This is a genomic window from Maritimimonas rapanae (assembly GCF_057837205.1).
Genome location: NZ_JBYQFI010000001.1, coordinates 34,963 through 53,337, shown reverse-complemented (window position 1 = coordinate 53,337; position 18,375 = coordinate 34,963). Strand labels below are relative to the sequence as shown.

General features: G+C 32.6%; 13 protein-coding genes. 10 read left to right on the top strand and 3 right to left on the bottom strand.

Annotation, left to right across the window (positions count from 1 at the left end; translation table 11 throughout):
* Positions 1 to 69: 69 nt before the first annotated feature.
* From AC3IF2_RS00230 to AC3IF2_RS00220, 3 genes are all read right to left on the bottom strand, one after another.
* On the bottom strand, positions 70 to 915 hold the full coding sequence (locus AC3IF2_RS00230; protein ID WP_489164992.1) for a helix-turn-helix domain-containing protein: 846 nt from the start codon (positions 913 to 915) through the stop codon (positions 70 to 72).
* A 183-nt stretch (positions 916 to 1,098) separates the two neighbouring features.
* The gene (locus tag AC3IF2_RS00225; protein WP_489164991.1) at positions 1,099 to 3,846 is read right to left on the bottom strand and encodes a DUF5916 domain-containing protein; all 2,748 of its coding nucleotides are present in this window, start codon (positions 3,844 to 3,846) and stop codon (positions 1,099 to 1,101) included.
* 105 nt (positions 3,847 to 3,951) lie between these two features.
* Positions 3,952 to 6,588 carry a DUF5916 domain-containing protein gene (locus AC3IF2_RS00220; protein WP_489164990.1) on the bottom strand — a complete coding sequence of 879 codons (2,637 nt, stop codon included), beginning with the start codon at positions 6,586 to 6,588 and terminating at the stop codon, positions 3,952 to 3,954.
* A gap of 288 nt (positions 6,589 to 6,876) precedes the next feature.
* Between AC3IF2_RS00220 and rplM the strand changes: the two genes are divergently transcribed.
* The 10 genes from rplM (at position 6,877) to asnS (ending at position 18,314) form a co-directional block, all read left to right on the top strand.
* The gene (gene rplM, locus AC3IF2_RS00215) at positions 6,877 to 7,332 is read left to right on the top strand and encodes a 50S ribosomal protein L13 (protein ID WP_489164989.1); all 456 of its coding nucleotides are present in this window, start codon (positions 6,877 to 6,879) and stop codon (positions 7,330 to 7,332) included.
* A complete protein-coding gene (gene rpsI, locus AC3IF2_RS00210; RefSeq protein ID WP_489164988.1) occupies positions 7,332 to 7,718 on the top strand; it encodes a 30S ribosomal protein S9 in 387 nt (128 codons plus the stop codon). The genes rplM and rpsI overlap by 1 nt, the downstream gene beginning before the upstream one ends.
* Before the next feature lie 116 nt (positions 7,719 to 7,834).
* Positions 7,835 to 8,626, top strand: a complete 792-nt coding sequence (gene rpsB / locus AC3IF2_RS00205; RefSeq protein WP_489164987.1) for a 30S ribosomal protein S2 — start codon at positions 7,835 to 7,837, stop codon at positions 8,624 to 8,626.
* A gap of 32 nt (positions 8,627 to 8,658) precedes the next feature.
* Positions 8,659 to 9,480, top strand: coding sequence for a translation elongation factor Ts (tsf, locus tag AC3IF2_RS00200; protein ID WP_489164986.1), 822 nt, complete (start codon positions 8,659 to 8,661; stop codon positions 9,478 to 9,480).
* Positions 9,481 to 9,572: 92 nt separating this feature from the next.
* Complete coding sequence (gene pyrH / locus AC3IF2_RS00195; protein ID WP_489164985.1) at positions 9,573 to 10,280, top strand: UMP kinase; 708 nt, start codon at positions 9,573 to 9,575, stop codon at positions 10,278 to 10,280.
* A 51-nt stretch (positions 10,281 to 10,331) separates the two neighbouring features.
* Positions 10,332 to 10,886, top strand: coding sequence for a ribosome recycling factor (frr, locus tag AC3IF2_RS00190; protein WP_489164984.1), 555 nt, complete (start codon positions 10,332 to 10,334; stop codon positions 10,884 to 10,886).
* A 99-nt stretch (positions 10,887 to 10,985) separates the two neighbouring features.
* Positions 10,986 to 13,493, top strand: coding sequence for a DUF5686 and carboxypeptidase-like regulatory domain-containing protein (locus AC3IF2_RS00185; RefSeq protein ID WP_489164983.1), 2,508 nt, complete (start codon positions 10,986 to 10,988; stop codon positions 13,491 to 13,493).
* Positions 13,494 to 13,558: 65 nt separating this feature from the next.
* Complete coding sequence (locus AC3IF2_RS00180) at positions 13,559 to 15,958, top strand: efflux RND transporter permease subunit (protein ID WP_489164982.1); 2,400 nt, start codon at positions 13,559 to 13,561, stop codon at positions 15,956 to 15,958.
* A complete protein-coding gene (gene rfbA / locus AC3IF2_RS00175) occupies positions 15,955 to 16,815 on the top strand; it encodes a glucose-1-phosphate thymidylyltransferase RfbA (protein ID WP_489164981.1) in 861 nt (286 codons plus the stop codon). Before AC3IF2_RS00180 ends, rfbA begins: the two co-directional genes overlap by 4 nt.
* Positions 16,816 to 16,883: 68 nt before the next feature.
* Positions 16,884 to 18,314 carry an asparagine--tRNA ligase gene (gene asnS / locus AC3IF2_RS00170; protein WP_489164980.1) on the top strand — a complete coding sequence of 477 codons (1,431 nt, stop codon included), beginning with the start codon at positions 16,884 to 16,886 and terminating at the stop codon, positions 18,312 to 18,314.
* The last annotated feature ends 61 nt before the right edge of the window (positions 18,315 to 18,375 follow it).

Sequence of the window (18,375 nt, the reverse complement as noted above, 5' to 3'; positions counted from 1 at the left end):
TTTTGATGCAAAACTAGGGTGTAATAAGATAGTAAAACATGGACAAAAGTTCTTTGAACTTGCACAGTCTTAGTTTTTTAATTCTTTTTTGAATTGTAGAGGCGATTTTTCTACAGCTTTCGTAAAAAATCGTGTGAAGTAAGCAGGATCATTGAAACCCAAATCATAAGCAATATGCTTTACAGAATCATCTGTATAGAGTAATTTACGCTTTGTTTCTAGTATAATCCTGTTTTTAATAAAATCACTGGGTGTTTGCACTCCTATATTTTGGAAATGTTTTGTTAATGATTTAGGAGATAACCCAAGACGTTCTGCGTAGTAAGTAACTGAATGTTCTTTCTTAAAATTAAGATCAACTAAAGTGCTAAAGTCTTTAAACAATTTAGTTTCGGCAACTTCTTTTACAACATCTCGTTCTTTCTTAATACGAACCGAATGCACAATAAACTGTTTTAAATACGCTTGTAACATATCGTACTGGGCAGTATCTTCTAAACGAAACTCTTCAGTTAAATTAGTAAGTATAGTAGTTAACTTATTACTTTCTTCTTGATTAGGTTTTACAAATGGAGATTCATAAATATTATTAAATAATACTCCGTTACAAGACACCTCTTTATCGTGTGTTTGTATGCAATAAAAATCTCTAACAAACGAAATTTGACATGCTTCTTTTACTTTTTCAGAATTAACCGAAAATACTTGACCTGGCGATAGAAAGAATAAGACCTCTCCATTAAAATCATAGGTGTTAAAGTCAATGCTATATGAACCTTTTCCATCTTTAATCCAATAAATACGATAGCTATCTACCTGTTCTGGTTTGTTAACCACACAAGCTTTTTCAAAACCTACCACTTTTAATGAAAAGATGTCTTTAAATGTATAGGTTTGTATTTCTTGAACCGCCATTTAAGTTTTATTGTGAAGCTTTAGTCGTAAAAATTATGGTTTTTTACGAAAACATACTCTTATTTTAGAAATGAATTAAAATTCTACCTCTACATCTTGACAAGACTAAACGCATTAGCATATAATTAATTTCCTCTCAACTTTATATAAGGCTCTAAATAGGTATTGATCATTTAACGGTAATTACCTTCTAAATCTATAAGTAGCTTTAACTAAAAAAGTGTTGTCTTTTTCTTGACCAAGAACTTGATTATCTAAATTTTCAAATAAGTGATTACTTGGGTCTCCTGAACCTGTAACTCCCTGTGACCATACTAAGAAAATTTCTGACCCTGGTATATATTCCCAACGAACTACCAAGTTTGATCTAAATTGTACAAAAGAAAAGTCTGGGTTACCAAACTCATAATCGGTTCCGCCGCCATTTTCATCTATTAGATAAGATCCATCAATTATTTGAATTTCGCTATCACTATAAGTTGAAAAGCGGTCATATAAATTATCTGCAGTTGGGTTAGTAACGTACTTGAAATTACTATACCTCCCTCTAGATACAAATGGCTGTCCATAATATTGAACTGTAAGATTTGGGTTTATAGTATAGTTCAATCTAATCGCTGCACTTAAGGTTTGCTGATCAATATTCGCTAAAACATATCTTTGAGTTCCATTAAAATCTGTTTGGGTAACATACTGTGTTTTACTAGGATTCTTTCGGTATTCTGGGCTCAAAGAAATACTAAAAGAATTTATTGGTTGATATGTAAACCTAGTTTCAAGGCTTAAGAAAGAAAAGTTGTTTTGTTTAGCCTGTGAATAAACATAACCAGCTCTAAAACTAAATTTTTTAGTTTGATCTGAACCAAAAAACAAAAAATTAATATTCTCTCTAGAAAAACGCCATCTTGGGCCGCCTCTTAAAATTGTATTTGTGTATATTCTAGGTTTATGAAATACAGCCCCATCTAACCACCAATTATTATTAAATCTTGCAAACCATCCTAATCGATATTGAATTCTATTGTAATTTCCATCAAAATCATAGGTAGTAAACATATTAAATCCTGTCCAAATATTTCTAAATGTTTTAGTAGGTTTTAAGATTCTATAATTTAACCAAGCATATTGACGAATTTCATCCGCTTGCCTCAGAAAACCAATGTCGTTTAATTCTAATTCTGGTGAGCGAAAATTTGCTCCAATACCATAACGCCAGTTTCCTTTACTTTGCTTACTAAACTCTAACTTTCCGCCAGTACCTGTTAATGATGTTCTATTAGGATCTACTTCAACATGACTTGCATCTACTCTATTAAATAGATGTGTTAAAGATGATTGTGTTCTCTCAATTGCTTCTTTACTCCCCTCAACATGACTAAAAATTATATTCCCTTCAATATTAAACTTTCTGTCATTCCATTGATGCCTAAAGTCAACACCTCCTGAATAGGCAGATTTCCTAATACTATTTAGGTTATTTTCCTTTCTATCTATTGTAAATGGATTAATAACTTGATTTGAATCCGAATCAGTATACTCATTAGCGTCTGAGTCATAGTCAAAGCTAAACTGTTCGCCTAAATTTCTGTTAGTTGCTGTAAAAATACCTCCTACAAAAGTATTTCGGTCATTAAAATCTTTTTGAGCTCTAGCAACTAAATAATTAGTCATTGGTTCAATAATTGCTTTTCGTCTGGTGCCTGGAGATTCATTGTCAGCGATCTCAGCAACTTCCTTTGAAGTAACGCTTTCCAATAGGCCAATTGACCATCCATTTTTTGTTTTACCGCTGAATTTGGCAGCTCCTAAAATAGTCGTGTTTGAAGGTCGGTCTGTAAAATCGTCGCCATCAGTACTAATCGAACCTTGAGGATTTCTACCAATACGTCTAGAAAAAAACAAATTATCTTGATTCCCACCAAAGCGAAAATCAAAAATGTTTTTATTTTCTACAAAAAATGGTCGCTGTTCTCTAAAAAATACTTCAAAACCATCTAATGCAATAGCAGCTGGATCGGCTTCTACTTGCCCGAAATCAGGGTTTATAGTCAAATCTAATGTTAGATCATTTGTAATACCTATTTTAGCATCTAATCCTCCATTTAATATAAAATCATCACCATCTCGAAAAGGATTATTTCCATCTTTTGGAAACGTATCATATTGTAATACTGTAAAAGGTTGAATTTCTAATTGCCTTTGCGGAATTAAACCTTTAAGTCCATGCAACTCACCAGCTTCACTTATAAAACCAGCTGCATCTACAGGAATACGTTGCCATAAAGATGTTTCGTTATTTCTAAAAATACGACGTACCACATTTAAACCCCATATTTGCTCTTTAGACTTACCAAAACGTAATTGACTTAATGGTATTTTCATTTCCGCCGTCCATCCTTCATTATTTATATTAGCCTTTGTATACCAAACTGGGTTCCAACTATCATCAATATTATCTCCATTATCGGTAGCTATTTCATCTCCTTTAACTCCTGCTGCTGTAGTGGTGAAAACAAAGCCAGTTCTCTGGTCGTGATAACTATCAATCAATACATTTACTCTATCCCCAACAAAACCGTCTCTTCTCGAAAGGCGGTTAACTATGCTATCTGGGGCTTTATCAAAACATTGAATTCCGACAAATAGATTTTTATCATCGTAAACTATTTTAAATCTAGTTTGAAAAGTAGGTGGTGTATTTTCATCTGGTTCATTTTCTATAAAGTCTGTAGCCCAATCCACAATATTCCAACTTTCATCATCAAGTTTACCGTCTATTACCGGAGCCTTATCTGGAGTAGTATATTGAGTGGTGTATATCCGTTTAGGAACCACTGTTTTCTGTTCATCTTGAGAATGAACCCTTTGTAAGGAAAAAATTAAACAAAATACAAGCGTTAAAGAGAGTTGAATTAATCGGTTTATTGGCATATTATATAGTTAAAAGGCTTCATCAACACCGATCATCTAGCGAGGGCAAGATACTATAATGCCTTCTTAAGGTTTTGTTAATTCAGCCTATTGAACTGTTAAATTTTACAACCTAAAACGATACGTTGCTTTAATTAAAAAGGTATTATCTTTTTCTTGACCAAGAATTTGATTATCAAGATTTGCTAAAAGGTCATTTGACGAATTTCCATTTCCTGTTACTCCTTGAGACCAAACTAAAAATACTTCAGATCCTGGAATATATTCCCATCGCACCACTAAATTTGAGCGAAATTGCACAAAAGAAAAGTCGGGTTTGCTAAAAGAATAATCAGTTGTTCCGTTTAAATTTTCATCAATAAGATAGACTTCGTCATCAGCATCAAAACTCATTTGTTCATCTGTAATAGACTCAAATCTATTCTCAAAACTACTAGCCTGTGGGTTCGTTATATATTTATAGTTCATATACCGTCCTCTAGACACAAAAGGTTGACCCCAGTACTGCACTGTTAAATTAGGATTAATAGTATAGTTTATTCTCAAAGAGGTACTTAAAGTACGTTGATCTATAGTAGCGTTAATATATTTTACCTCGTTACCTACCTCAACATTTTCAACATACTGTATTTTATCACTATTATGGTTATATGATGGATTTAAAGATAACCTCAATGAATTTAATGGTTGGTATGAAACCCCAAAATATACTCTATATCTATTTCGTGAATTGTCAAAAGATCGATTTCCATTATGCCCTATATTAAATCGTACTTTTTTTCGATTATCTGTACCAAGATTATTCCAAAAAAATACACTTGGCGTAAAACGTAGTCTTGGCCCACCACGTAAGGCGAAATTAGAATGATTAACTCCTACATAGGTAATTCCAAAATTGCCGAACCAATTATTTTTAAAATTCGCCCAACTATTTACATTAAGTTGTAATAAATTATGATTGCCTCCAAAATCCCAAGCAGACCAATGATTATAGTTTAAGCCCACTTGTCTAAAAATGGAAAAAGGTTTTAGAGTACGGTAACCAACCCATGTATAATGTCTTAAATCATCCGATTGTCTTTGAAAACCAAGGTCATTTAATTCTAATTCTGGTGAGCGCCAAGTAAAGCCACTTTCGAAACGCCAATGTCCTTCGGCCTGTTTACCTATTTGAATATTACCCCCAGTTCCTGTTAAAGAAGTGCGATCTGGATCATAATCTAAATAACTTGCTCCAACTCTTTGAAATCTATGCCTAAACGAATTTTGTGTTTCTTGAATAGCTTCTTTAGTACCTTTAACATGACTAAAAACAACATTTCCTCCTAGATACCAAGCTCTATTCTTCCATTGATGCTTAAAATCTAACCCTCCTGAATAAGCTGATTCATGTAAAAATTCTAAATGTTCAGGTAAATTACGGTTTGTAGCAGTAAAAATACCTCCAATAAATGTATTTCGTTCATTAAAATCTTTCTGTAACCTACCTACAAAATAATTAGTTAATGGTTCAACTACCTCATCTCTTCTCTCAACTATTTCTCCGTCTACTACTCTTGCTATATCAGCATATTCTTTAGCTGTCATGCTTTCTAAAACACCTATTGACCATCCATTTTTAGTTTTACCACTAAACTTTGCTGCCCCTAAAATTGTTGTATTATTTGGCTGATCTACATATTCTCCGTCTTCTGCATCAGGAAATCCCTGAGGGCTACGACCAATTCTCCTCGAAAAAAATAAATTATCAGAGCCAAAGGTGTCTCCTGCATTAGATCTAGAAAATTGATAATTAAAAATATTGTTATTCTCTACAAAGAAAGGGCGTTGTTCTCTAAAGAAAACTTCAAATCCATCTAACGCAATTGCTGAAGGATCAGCTTCCACTTGACCAAAATCAGGATTAACAGTAAGGTCAAGTGTTAGATCGTTTGTGATACCTATTTTAGCGTCTAATCCACCATTCAATTCAGAGTCTTTCCCGTCGCGAAAAGGGTTACCATCCTCCCGAGGATAACTATCGGCTTTTGTAACAGTAAACGGTTGAATTTCTAATTGTTTTTGAGGCTCTAAATCTATTAAACCATGCAACTCGCCAAATTCACTTACCCATCCTGGAGCATCTTGAGGTTTTCTTTGCCATAAAGATCTTTCTTCTTTTCTAAAAAACCGTCTAGTTGATTGCAATCCCCAAACTTGTTCTTTGCTTTTTCCAAATCTAAGTTGACTTAAAGGAATTTTAATCTCTGCCGTCCACCCTTTGTCATCAATATTCGTTTTTGCGTACCAAATTGGGTTCCAGCTACCATCCCAATTATTTCCATTATTCGAAATAAATTCATCTCCTTTTACTCCAGCAGCTGTGATTGTAAATGAAAAAGCTGTTCTTAAATCATGATAACTATCAATATTAAATTCAACCCAATCCCCAGCAAAACCATCTCTTCTTGATAATCGTTTAACAATACTATCAGGTTGACTATCAAAATTTCTAACACCGATATATAAATTCTTTTTATCGTAAATTATCTTAAACCTTGTTTGTTCACTCGGAGGAGTATTCTCATCTGGCTGATTTTCAATATAATCGCTCGTCCATTCTACAATATTCCAACTAGCATCATTTAATATTCCATCTATTAATGGAGGCTCATCTTGACCAATATATTTTGTAGTGTAAATACGTTTAGGAACTATTTCTTGTTTTTTTTGCTCTTCCTGAGAATTAACATTCTTAAGCATAAGAAATGCTAAGAAGCATAAAAAAGGTAGATTTTTCATGTGGTTGTAGATGAATTATTTAGTTTGTTTGATAGTAAAGACTTTGCAAAATAAATAGTGTTACATTTTCATGATCGAATCTATGACCTCATTATCATAAAAATTTGTTAATTAACTTTTCCTTATGTGTTAAAATCTATAGCTAAAAATATAGTTAAAACGCTGTTTGTTATATAAATAAATAGTTATACCTTTGCAGACCTTTTTTAAGGAACAAAAAATATTTATTAATAGACAAAAACTAATAGTGTGAACACATTAAGTTACAAAACAGTATCAGCTAACAAAACCACAGTAAATAAAGAGTGGGTTTTAGTTGATGCGGACGGGCAGACATTGGGTCGTTTAGCTTCTAAAGTAGCAATGCTAATTAGAGGTAAGTACAAGCCAAACTACACACCTCATGTAGACTGTGGTGATAATGTTGTAATTATCAATGCTGAAAAAATTAATTTAACTGGAAACAAGTGGGAGGCAAAATCATACATCCGCCATACAGGTTACCCAGGAGGTCAAAGATCGCTTACTGCAACAGAAATGTTTGACAAAAACCCTACTAGATTAGTAGAAAAAGCAGTAAAAGGAATGTTACCTAAAAATAAATTAGGTAGCGCTTTATTTAGAAATTTACATGTATATACTGGTGCTGAGCACAAACACGAAGCTCAAAATCCAAAAGCATTAAACCTAAACGATCTTAGATAATGGAAAGAATACACAAGATAGGTAGAAGAAAAACGGCTGTAGCTCGTGCATATGTTTCTGAAGGTAAAGGAAACTTTACTATCAATAAAAGAGAATTAAAAAATTATTTTACTACTGGTACTTTACAATATAAAGTAATGCAACCATTAATGTTAACTGGCAACGAAAAATCTTTCGATATCAGCGTAAATGTTTATGGAGGTGGTGTAACAGGTCAGGCAGAAGCAATTCGTTTGGCGATCACCAGAGCATTAGTTTCTATTAATGAAGAACACAGAACGGTATTAAAACCAGAAGGGTTACTAACTCGTGATCCTAGAATGGTAGAGCGCAAGAAATTCGGTCAGAAAAAAGCTCGTAAGAAATACCAATTCTCTAAACGTTAATCATATATTATTAATTATAAACTGTTATCGTATAAGTTTAGCACCCAAATAGTTAAGACTCACCTAGTGGCTACTTAATTATTGCTAATTAAACGGAACGTAAACTAAAAAACAAGATGGCAAACATTGAAATTAAAGATTTATTAGATGCAGGTGTACACTTTGGTCACCTGACTAGAAAATGGAATCCAAACATGGCTCCGTATATTTATACTGAGCGTAATGGTGTTCACATTTTAGATTTGTATAAAACTGCTGCTAAAATTGAAGACTCTTCTAAAGCGCTTCATAAGATAGCGGCTTCTGGTAGAAAGATATTATTTGTAGCTACTAAAAAGCAAGCAAAAGACATCGTTGCAGATAAAGCTAAGAATGTAAATATGCCTTACATCACAGAAAGATGGCCAGGTGGTATGTTAACAAACTTTGTAACTATCCGTAAAGCCGTTAAAAAAATGGCTCAAATCGATAGAATGAAACAAGATGGCTCTTTTAATGCTTTATCAAAGAGAGAACGTTTACAGATCAATCGCCAAAGAGCTAAATTAGAAAAGAACTTAGGTTCTATTACTGATATGACTCGTTTACCAGGTGCTGTATTTGTTGTTGACACTAAGCGTGAGCATATTGCTATAGCAGAAGCTCAAAAATTGAATATTCCAATTTTTGCAATGGTAGATACAAATTCAGATCCTAGACCAGTAGATTTTGCAATTCCTGCAAACGATGATGCATCTAAATCTATTGATAAGATTTTATCTTTTGTTACTGACGCTATTGCGGAAGGTTTAGCTGAAAGAAAAGCTGATAAAGATAAAGCTACTGCTGCAAAAGAAGCTGCTGCCGCTCCAAAAGTTGAGGAAGCTAAAGTAGAAGAAGCTGTTGCAGAAGTAAAAGAAGAAAAATAAAAGTTTAATAATATTTATAAAGGATGAGTACAATGGTTAAAATAACCGCTGCTGAAGTAAATAGATTAAGAAAGACTACTGGAGCTGGTATGATGGATTGTAAAAATGCATTAGTTGAGGCAGAAGGTGATTTCGATAAAGCAATTGAAATTTTACGTAAAAAAGGACAAAAAGTAGCTGCTAAAAGAGCTGACCGTGAGTCAACTGAAGGTGCTGCTATCGCAAAAGTAAATGTAGATAACACAGTAGGTGTATCTATCGTATTAGGTTGCGAAACTGACTTTGTAGGTAAAAACGAAAATTTTGTTAGCCTTGCACACGAGTTAGCTGAATTAGCTTTAAATGCTTCTACTAAAGAAGAGTTTTTAGCTGCTGATTTTAACGGGATGTCTGTTGCGGATAAATTAATCGAACAAACAGGTGTTATCGGTGAAAAATTAGATATCAATGCATTCGAAAAAGTAGAAGCTCCTTTTGTAGGTTCTTACATTCATGCTGGTAATAAAATAGCTACAATTGTAGGTTTATCTGCAAACGTTGAAGGCTCTGATATTGTTGCAAAAGATGTTGCTATGCAAGCTGCCGCAATGAACCCTATCGCATTAAACGAAGAAGGTGTTGATGCTTCAATTATCGAAAAAGAAATTGAGATTGCTAAAGATCAATTACGTCAAGAAGGTAAGCCAGAAGCAATGTTAGATAATATCGCTAAAGGTAAATTAAAGCGTTTCTTTAAAGATAACACATTAGTAAACCAAGCTTTTATTAAAGATAGTAAAGTTAGTGTTGCTCAATATGTAAAATCTATTGGAGACGTAACTGTAAGTGACTTTAAAAGAGTTGCTTTAGGATAATATATTTTTCACTTTCGTGGAACAAAAAACCTCGCCAAATGGTGAGGTTTTTTTGTTTCTAGAATTTGTATATTTGTCAAACTTTCAAAAAAATGCAATACAAAAGAGTTTTATTAAAACTAAGTGGCGAAGCCTTAATGGGAGAAAGGCAATACGGCATAGATTCAAAACGCTTAGCAGAATACGCCGATGAAATTAGAGATGTGGTAGAAAAGGATGTAGAAGTCGCAATTGTAATTGGTGGTGGTAATATCTTTAGAGGCGTGGCTGGAGCCAGTAATGGTATGGATCGTGTACAAGGAGATCATATGGGCATGTTGGCTACTGTTATAAATGGTCTTGCTTTACAAAGTGCCTTAGAAAATGCTGGAGTACAAACAAGGCTACAGTCTGCTATAAAAATAAATGAAGTTGCCGAGCCTTTTATAAGACGTAAAGCAATGAGACATTTAGAAAAAGGACGTGTGGTGATTTTTGGAGGTGGCACAGGTAATCCTTATTTTACAACTGATTCAGCCGCCGTTTTAAGAGCTATAGAAATTGGTGCAGATGTAATTCTTAAAGGAACCAGAGTAGATGGTATATATACATCAGACCCAGAAAAAAATAGCGATGCCATAAAATTTGATGATATATCTTTTGATGATGTCTTGAAAAAAGGATTAAAAGTAATGGACACAACAGCTTTTACTTTAAGTCAAGAAAATGAATTACCTATTGTTGTTTTCGATATGAATACGCCAGGTAATTTAATGAAAGTGCTTTCTGGAGAAAATATTGGCACAAAAGTAAATCTATAATTTGTGGCTTACTTTTTGATTTGCTAAATTCGAATTAGAAATTTTTTTAACATGAACGAAGAAGTTGAATTTATAATAGACACGGCAAAAGAACAAATGGACAATGCTGTGGCTCACTTAAAGAAGGAACTAGCAAACATAAGAGCTGGTAAGGCTTCACCTGCAATGCTGAGAAGTGTAATGGTAGACTATTATGGTTCTCAAACACCTTTAAATCAAGTTGCAAATGTAAATACTCCGGATGCTCGTACTATTACAGTTCAGCCCTGGGAAAAAAACATGCTTCAGGAAATTGAAAGAGGAATAATGATTGCCAATATTGGTTTTAACCCAATGAGTAATGGTGAATCAATAATTATAAATGTTCCTGCTTTGACAGAAGAACGTAGACGAGAATTGGCTAAACAAGCAAAAGCAGAAGCAGAAAATGATAAAGTAAGTGTTCGTAACGCACGTAAAGATGCTAATAATGATATCAAAAAGTTAGATGTTTCTGAAGATATGAAATCGAATACTGAAGCAGATGTCCAAGAAATGACAGATAAATACATTAAGATCATCGATGAAATGTATGCAAAAAAAGAGGAAGAGATAATGACTGTTTAATTTTGAATCATTTAATCAAATATAAACTTATGTTAAAAGCAGCCTTAATGGTTGCTTTTTAATTTTATCTGGTATTTCTTTGAAGGCCAAAAATTTTGAATGAAGCGAGCGATCTTTTTAATTACACTTTTATATCCTATTCTTTTTATTGCCCAAAGTTCTTTTTCAGGAATTATTAAGGATGTAAAAACCAGAGCTCCACTACCCTTTGCTACCATAGTTACTAATGCTGGATTAGGTGAAATTTCAGATGTAGATGGAAAATTTGTAATCAGATCTAAAGAAATAATTACAGAATTATCTATTTCTTACGTAGGATATAAATCCAAAAAAATCACCTTAGATCAAACCTCAAATTATATTACAATTCTTTTAGATCCAAGTCAGGAAAGTTTAAATGAAGTCGTCGTCGTTGCCAAAGAAAATCCTGCGTTAAGGGTTATCAGAAATACTATAGCTAATAGAAATAAAAATTATATCCAAAAGGCATTAAATTCTTTTAAATATACATCGTATGACAAGTTTGTTGTTAGTGCTGATCCCGATTCTATTTCAGCAAACATCGATTCAGTTTTTGTGTTACGAAAAGGACAAAAAGTTTTTAAAAAAATTGACTCTAGTAATTATGAATTTAAAAAACGTATAGATAGAAGTCATTTATATCTTTCAGAGAAAATATCTGAACATACTTTTAAAAGAGGAAAGAATAAAAAAGAAACTATTCTGGCTTCTCGAATGGCCGGTTTTAAACAACCTATTTATGAATTCTTAGCCTTAGGTATCGAAAATTTTACCTTTTATGAAGAAGTGTATACACTACTTGGTAACAAATACATTAATCCTTTAGCTAAAAATGCTTTAAAAAAATACAACTATAAAATTTTAGATACAATTAGTCGCCAAAAAGACTCAACTTTTATGATTTATTATAAACCTAAAAAGGCCAGTGAAGATATTGGTTTAGAGGGTGTTCTATATATCAATTCTAAACAATTTGCTTTAGAAAAAGGTATTGCACAATTAAAAGGTATTGTAAACGTAAAAGCAGTACAAAATTTTGAATATCAGCCTAAACATAATATTTGGTTTCCTAAAGAAACTGAAATTTCTCTCCGTAAAGGAGAAAACAAAACTCCTGTAAAATTATTTGGTTCGATTACTTTTAGTGCTAGTAAAGAAAATGATTCTATTGTAAAAACAAACAAAAAAGATCCAAGTGATGTATCTTATTTAATTTCTAAAACCAAGACTTTAGATATAAATATTAATGAACCTGTTAAGGTATTGAACTCAGCTTCGAGTATAGAAATAGATGATAATATTGCAAATCGTGATGAAACATATTGGAATAAATTTAGAACCGATTCTATTTCTAAAAGAGGTTTAGAAACATATAGAATTATAGATAGTCTTTCTCAAAAAGAAGGCGCTGAAAAAAAGTTAAATATTGCTAGAAAAATATTAAAAGGATACTATCCAACAAAATACTTTGATTTTGATCTTAGTCAACTTATTAATTTTAACAATTACGAAGGTTTTCGATTCGGTTTTGGTGGTGTTACTAACTCTTCTTTTTCAAATAAATTTAGATTAAAAGGTTATACTGCCTATGGTTTCAAAGACTCTAAAATAAAATATCAAATAGGGGCAGATTTAAGATTTAATAAACAAAATAACAGTTGGTTAGGTTTTAGTTATACTGATGATCTACAGGAAGCTGCCAAAATTGATTTTCTGTTTGATGACACTTCTTTTTCTTTAATTAATCCAAGAAATTTAAATATTAGTCAATTTTATGGTTATAGATCTTATGACATAAATGTTGAGCATGATATATTTCCAAACGTTGAAACAAAACTAAAATTAAGTCATGGTAGATTTAATACAAAGTTTGATTATCAATTTACTAACAATGGTCAAATTTTTGAAGATTATAATCTAACTACTGCTACTTTAGCCGTTAAGTGGACACCTTTTAGTAAATATATGAATTCACCTGTCGGGAAAATTACTATTAAAAAAGGCTTTCCAAAAATTACTGCTCAACTAACAAAGAGTTTTGAAAATGTTTTAGATGGTGATGTAGACTTTACTCAATTCAATTTTAAAATAGAACATGTAATTAAACTTTTACGTAATAGCTCTACTTCATTTTTACTTCAAGGTGGTGTTGTAGGTGGTAATGCTCCTTTAACACATTTGTATAATGCTACACCTAACTATTCTCTACGAAATCCTTGGCGGAAGCGCGTCAATTTTTCAGGCACAAATGCTTTCGAAACAATGACATTTAATGAATTTATATCTGAAAGATATGTTTCACTTCAAGGAAGACATAACTTTCATCGATTTAGGATTAGCCAAAAATTCAGGCCTCGATTAAGTCTCATTAGTAGATTTGCAATTGGCACAATTGATGAGCCTCAAAATCATAGCATTCCTATAAAAAAAATGAATAAAGGATATCTCGAATCTGGCTTTGTTTTAAATCATTTATTTAAAGGTTTTGGTATTAGTTCATTTTACAGATATGGAGCCTATAGCAATGAGAAATTTTCAGACAATTTAGCTGTAAAATTAACCTATGTTTTGAGTTTAGGTTTTTAAATTAATGACTTAAATTACCTCAACTATTTTACTACCTTTGTTGTTCTTATAAAAAGAAGCCTTTAATGAATTTTTGGTCTGTTGTTTCTAGGGTAATTTTAAAAGGAAGGATCCCTATTCTTATCATTTTAGGTCTAATTACTTACTTTTTATATACACAGACCGAAAACATAAAATTTTCGCACACAGAAGCCAATCTTTTACCTTCTAATCATCCTGTAAATGTTGAGTATGATAAATTTTTGGAAATTTTTGGTGAGGAAGGAAATATTATTATCCTAGCCGTACAAGATTCTACCATATTCACTGCAAATAAATTTAATAACTGGAATCAATTATCACAACAATTAGATACATTTCCTGAAGTTGATTTTAGTGTTTCCATAGGTGATATTAAAAAACTAAAAAAGGATGATGAAAATAAAAAATTTACTATTGAATCACTTTATAAAGAAAGCCCAAAAACAGACGAAGATGTTTTAAGAATTAAAACGGAACTTTTCGAAAATCTACCGTTTTTTGACAATTTCTTGTTTAACAAAGAAACAGGTACTATCCGTTCTGTTATTTATATAAAAAAAGATTTAGTTAATACCATAAAACGTAAAGACTTCATTTTCAATATTCTTAACCCTACCATAGAAAAGTTTGAAAAAGATAATAGGTTAGACGTTCGCATTTCTGGAATGCCTTATATACGTACTATGAATGCACAAAATATCATCGACGAGATTGGTGTTTTTGTAGGTCTTGCATTACTAGTTACTTCTTTAATTTTCTTTTTCTTTTTCAGATCATTTAGAGCCACATTTATTACAATGCTTGTTGTTAGTATTGGAGTAATTTGGGCTTTAGGTTTTATAGGATTATTTCAATATGAAATTTCTGTTTTAATGGCATTGATCCCACCTTTAATTATTGTTATTGGTGTACCTAACTGTATATTTCTCATCAACAAATATCAACACGAAGTAAAAAGTCATGGTAATCAAGCGAAGTCTTTACAGCGTGTAATTTCTAAGATTGGTAATGCTACGTTAATGACTAATGTAACAACGGCTTCTGGTTTTGCTACATTTATTTTTACTAAGAGCCAATTATTAAATGAGTTTGGTATTATCGCTTCCATTAATATTCTGGCAATATTTATGTTATCGCTTCTTATTATACCGATTATATATAGTTTTCAGCCAAAACCAAAAGACAAACATTTAAAACATCTTGAAAAACGTTGGATTGAAGGTATTGTAGATTGGATGGAGAATATGGTGCGCCACAATCGTATTGCAATTTATATTTCTACAGTACTTATAATTGTTACAAGCATTATTGGTGTGTATATGATCCGTATTTCAGGAAGTATGATCGAAGATATGCCAAAAGGCAAACCGTTCTTTAAGGACATTGTTTTCTTCGAGAAGGAATTTGGTGGTATTATGCCATTAGAAATAATTATTGATACTAAGCGCAAGAAAGGTGTTATGAAATTAGCTACTCTCAAGCGTATGGAAAGGCTGAATGAAATTATAGATGAAATTCCCGAATTATCTCCATCCGTTTCAGTTTTAAACTTAGTAAAATATTCAAAACAGGCTTATTATAACGGAAATCCAAAATATTATCAATTACCAAATGGCCAAGAACGCGCTTTTATTTTAGAGTTTACAAAAAATTCTGACGCCAATTCTGACCTCCTAAATAATTTTGTAGACTCAACAGGTCAATATGCTCGTATAACCACTTTTATGAAAGATATTGGCACCGAAAAAATGGAGCGTATCGAAGAACGCTTGCAAGCCAGAATTGATAAAGAATTCCCTCGAGAACGTTATGATGTTAAAATGACTGGTAAAGCATTGGTATTCTTAAAAGGCACCAATTACTTAATAAGAAACTTGGTTGTTTCGCTCTCGCTAGCAATTCTTTTAATATCAGTTTTTATGGCTTGGATGTTTAGATCATTTGAAATGATACTAATATCTCTTTTGCCAAACATCTTGCCCTTATTGGTTACTGCTGGTCTCATGGGGTTTTTAGGCGTCCCCATAAAACCATCAACTATACTAGTATTTAGTATTGCATTTGGTATTTCGGTAGATGACACAATTCATTTTTTGGCAAAATATAGGCAAGAATTACAAGCCAATCACTGGCGTGTTAAAAAGTCAGTATATGCTGCGCTTCGAGAAACTGGTGTTAGTATGTTTTATACCTCTATAGTACTTTTCTTTGGGTTTTTAGTATTTATCGTTTCTAGTTTTGGAGGAACAATCGCTTTAGGTGGGTTAGTATCGGTAACCTTATTATTCGCTATGGTATCAAATTTATTGTTGTTACCATCGTTGTTATTATCATTAGAGCAACGAATAGCTAATAAGAAAGTATTTAGAGAACCTGCTATGAAGATTCTCCCTAAAGAAGAAGAGGAAGAACAAATAGAAGAATTTTTAAATAACGAATCATGAAAGGAATCATTTTAGCTGGCGGTAGCGGCACTAGGTTACACCCTCTAACTTTAGCTGTAAGTAAACAACTAATGCCTATTTATGATAAACCAATGATCTACTACCCGCTATCAACATTAATGTTAGCTGGTATCAAAGATATTTTAATTATCTCTACGCCTCACGACCTACCTCTATTTGAACGCCTGTTAGGAGACGGTAAAAGACTAGGTTGCAACTTTCAATATGCAGTTCAAGAAATACCTAACGGATTAGCTCAAGCATTTGTAATTGGCAAAGAATTTATAGGGGATGATAAAGTTGCCTTAGTATTAGGGGATAATATTTTTTATGGAGGAGGAATGCATCGTGCGTTAATAAATGCTTCAGAGAATGAAGGAGGTACTGTATTTGCGTATCCTGTAAATGACCCTGAACGATATGGTGTTGTTGAATTTGACGAAGATAACAATGTAATTTCTATCGAAGAAAAACCAGAGAATCCTAAATCGAATTATGCAGTTCCAGGTATTTATTTTTATGATAATGAAGTGGTAGAAATTGCTGAAAATTTAAAGCCTTCTGCTCGTGGAGAATATGAGATAACTGATGTTAACAAAGAATACTTAAAAAAAGGTAAATTAAAAGTTAGTACACTTAGTAGAGGCACAGCTTGGTTAGATACAGGGACTTTCAATTCATTAATACAAGCACAACAATTTGTTCAAGTTATCGAAGAACGTCAAGGTCTAAAAATTGGTTGTATTGAAGAAATTGCTTACATAAAGAAGTTTATTTCTAAATCGCAACTTCAAGAAATAGCCAAACCGTTGCTTAAAAGTGGTTATGGTCAATATTTAATGAATCTTATCAAATAATTCACATTACTTAATTCGCCAATCATAAATCAATCATTATCTTTGCATTTCGATAAAATTTTAGAAGAATGCAAAAGAGTGTTGCTGAATTATTACAATATAATTCGTTTCCACAAGAAGTAAGTTTAAAAGGTTGGGTAAGAACATTTAGAGCCAATCGTTTTATTGCCTTAAATGATGGATCTACGATCAACAATATACAATGTGTTGTTGATTTTGAAAGCACAGATGAAGAATTGCTAAGACGTATCACTACTGGGGCTGCTATTTCAGTTGATGGAACTTTAGTTGAGAGTCAAGGCAAAGGACAAACCGTTGAAATTCAAGTTTCTGGTATCGAAATTTTAGGAGATTCAAACCCAGAAGAATATCCTATTCAGCCAAAAAAACATAGTTTTGAATTCCTCCGTGAAAATGCTCACTTAAGAACGCGTACAAATACGTTTAGCGCAGTAATGCGTTTAAGATCATCGTTGTCATTTGCCATTCATAAATATTTTAATGAAAATGGATTTTTTCATATGCATGCGCCTCTTATTACTGGAAGTGATGCAGAAGGTGCGGGAGAAATGTTTAAAGTAACAACATTAGACTTAGATAATGTTCCAAATAATAAAGACGGAAAGGTAGATTTTGAAAAAGACTTTTTTGGTAAAGAAACCAACTTAACTGTTTCTGGCCAACTAGAAGCAGAGACTTACGCAATGTCTCTTGGTAAAGTCTATACGTTTGGCCCTGCCTTTAGAGCAGAAAACTCTAATACTTCTAGGCATTTAGCGGAGTTATGGATGATAGAGCCAGAAGTGGCTTTTATGGATTTAGATGGCAATATGGATTTGGCAGAAGATGTCTTAAAATATTCCATCTCCTATGTCTTAGAACATAATAAAGATGACATCGCCTTTTTAGAACAACGTCAAATTAACGAGGATAAGCAAAAACCTCAGGCAGAACGAAATGAAATGACGCTTTCTGAAAAATTAAATTTTGTTGTTAACAATAGCTACAAAAGAGTCTCTTATACCGAAGCTATAGATATTATTAGAAACTCTAAACCAAATAAGAAAAAGAAGTTTAAGTACTTAATAGAAGGTTGGGGAAGCGATTTACAAAGTGAACACGAACGTTATTTGGTAGAAAAACATTTTAAGTGTCCTGTGATTCTATTTGATTATCCTGCCAATATTAAGGCATTTTACATGCGTTTAAATGAAGATGAAAAAACGGTTCGTGCAATGGATGTTCTATTTCCAGGAATTGGAGAAATTGTTGGTGGATCACAGCGTGAAGAGCGCTTAGATGTTCTTAAAGAAAAAATGGCAGCTTTAGATATATGCGAAGAAGAATTATGGTGGTATTTAGATCTTCGTAAATTCGGCACAGCTGTTCATTCAGGTTTCGGCTTAGGATTTGACCGTCTGGTTATGTTCATTACAGGAATGGGCAACATTCGCGATGTAATTCCGTTTCCTAGAACACCTCAAAATGCTGAATTTTAATGATATTCCGCGAAAGCGAAATCATTTTAGTTCTTTTTTGTACTTTTATTTCAATCAGAGT

Coding starts and splice junctions, on each gene's coding strand:
- AC3IF2_RS00230 (WP_489164992.1), bottom strand. CDS start 915: ATGGCGGTTCAAGAAATACAAACCTATACATTTAAAGACATCTTTTCA.
- AC3IF2_RS00225 (WP_489164991.1), bottom strand. CDS start 3,846: ATGCCAATAAACCGATTAATTCAACTCTCTTTAACGCTTGTATTTTGT.
- AC3IF2_RS00220 (WP_489164990.1), bottom strand. CDS start 6,588: ATGCTTAAGAATGTTAATTCTCAGGAAGAGCAAAAAAAACAAGAAATA.
- rpsI (WP_489164988.1), top strand. CDS start 7,332: ATGGAAAGAATACACAAGATAGGTAGAAGAAAAACGGCTGTAGCTCGT.
- rpsB (WP_489164987.1), top strand. CDS start 7,835: ATGGCAAACATTGAAATTAAAGATTTATTAGATGCAGGTGTACACTTT.
- tsf (WP_489164986.1), top strand. CDS start 8,659: ATGGTTAAAATAACCGCTGCTGAAGTAAATAGATTAAGAAAGACTACT.
- pyrH (WP_489164985.1), top strand. CDS start 9,573: ATGCAATACAAAAGAGTTTTATTAAAACTAAGTGGCGAAGCCTTAATG.
- frr (WP_489164984.1), top strand. CDS start 10,332: ATGAACGAAGAAGTTGAATTTATAATAGACACGGCAAAAGAACAAATG.
- AC3IF2_RS00185 (WP_489164983.1), top strand. CDS start 10,986: ATGAAGCGAGCGATCTTTTTAATTACACTTTTATATCCTATTCTTTTT.
- AC3IF2_RS00180 (WP_489164982.1), top strand. CDS start 13,559: ATGAATTTTTGGTCTGTTGTTTCTAGGGTAATTTTAAAAGGAAGGATC.
- rfbA (WP_489164981.1), top strand. CDS start 15,955: ATGAAAGGAATCATTTTAGCTGGCGGTAGCGGCACTAGGTTACACCCT.
- asnS (WP_489164980.1), top strand. CDS start 16,884: ATGCAAAAGAGTGTTGCTGAATTATTACAATATAATTCGTTTCCACAA.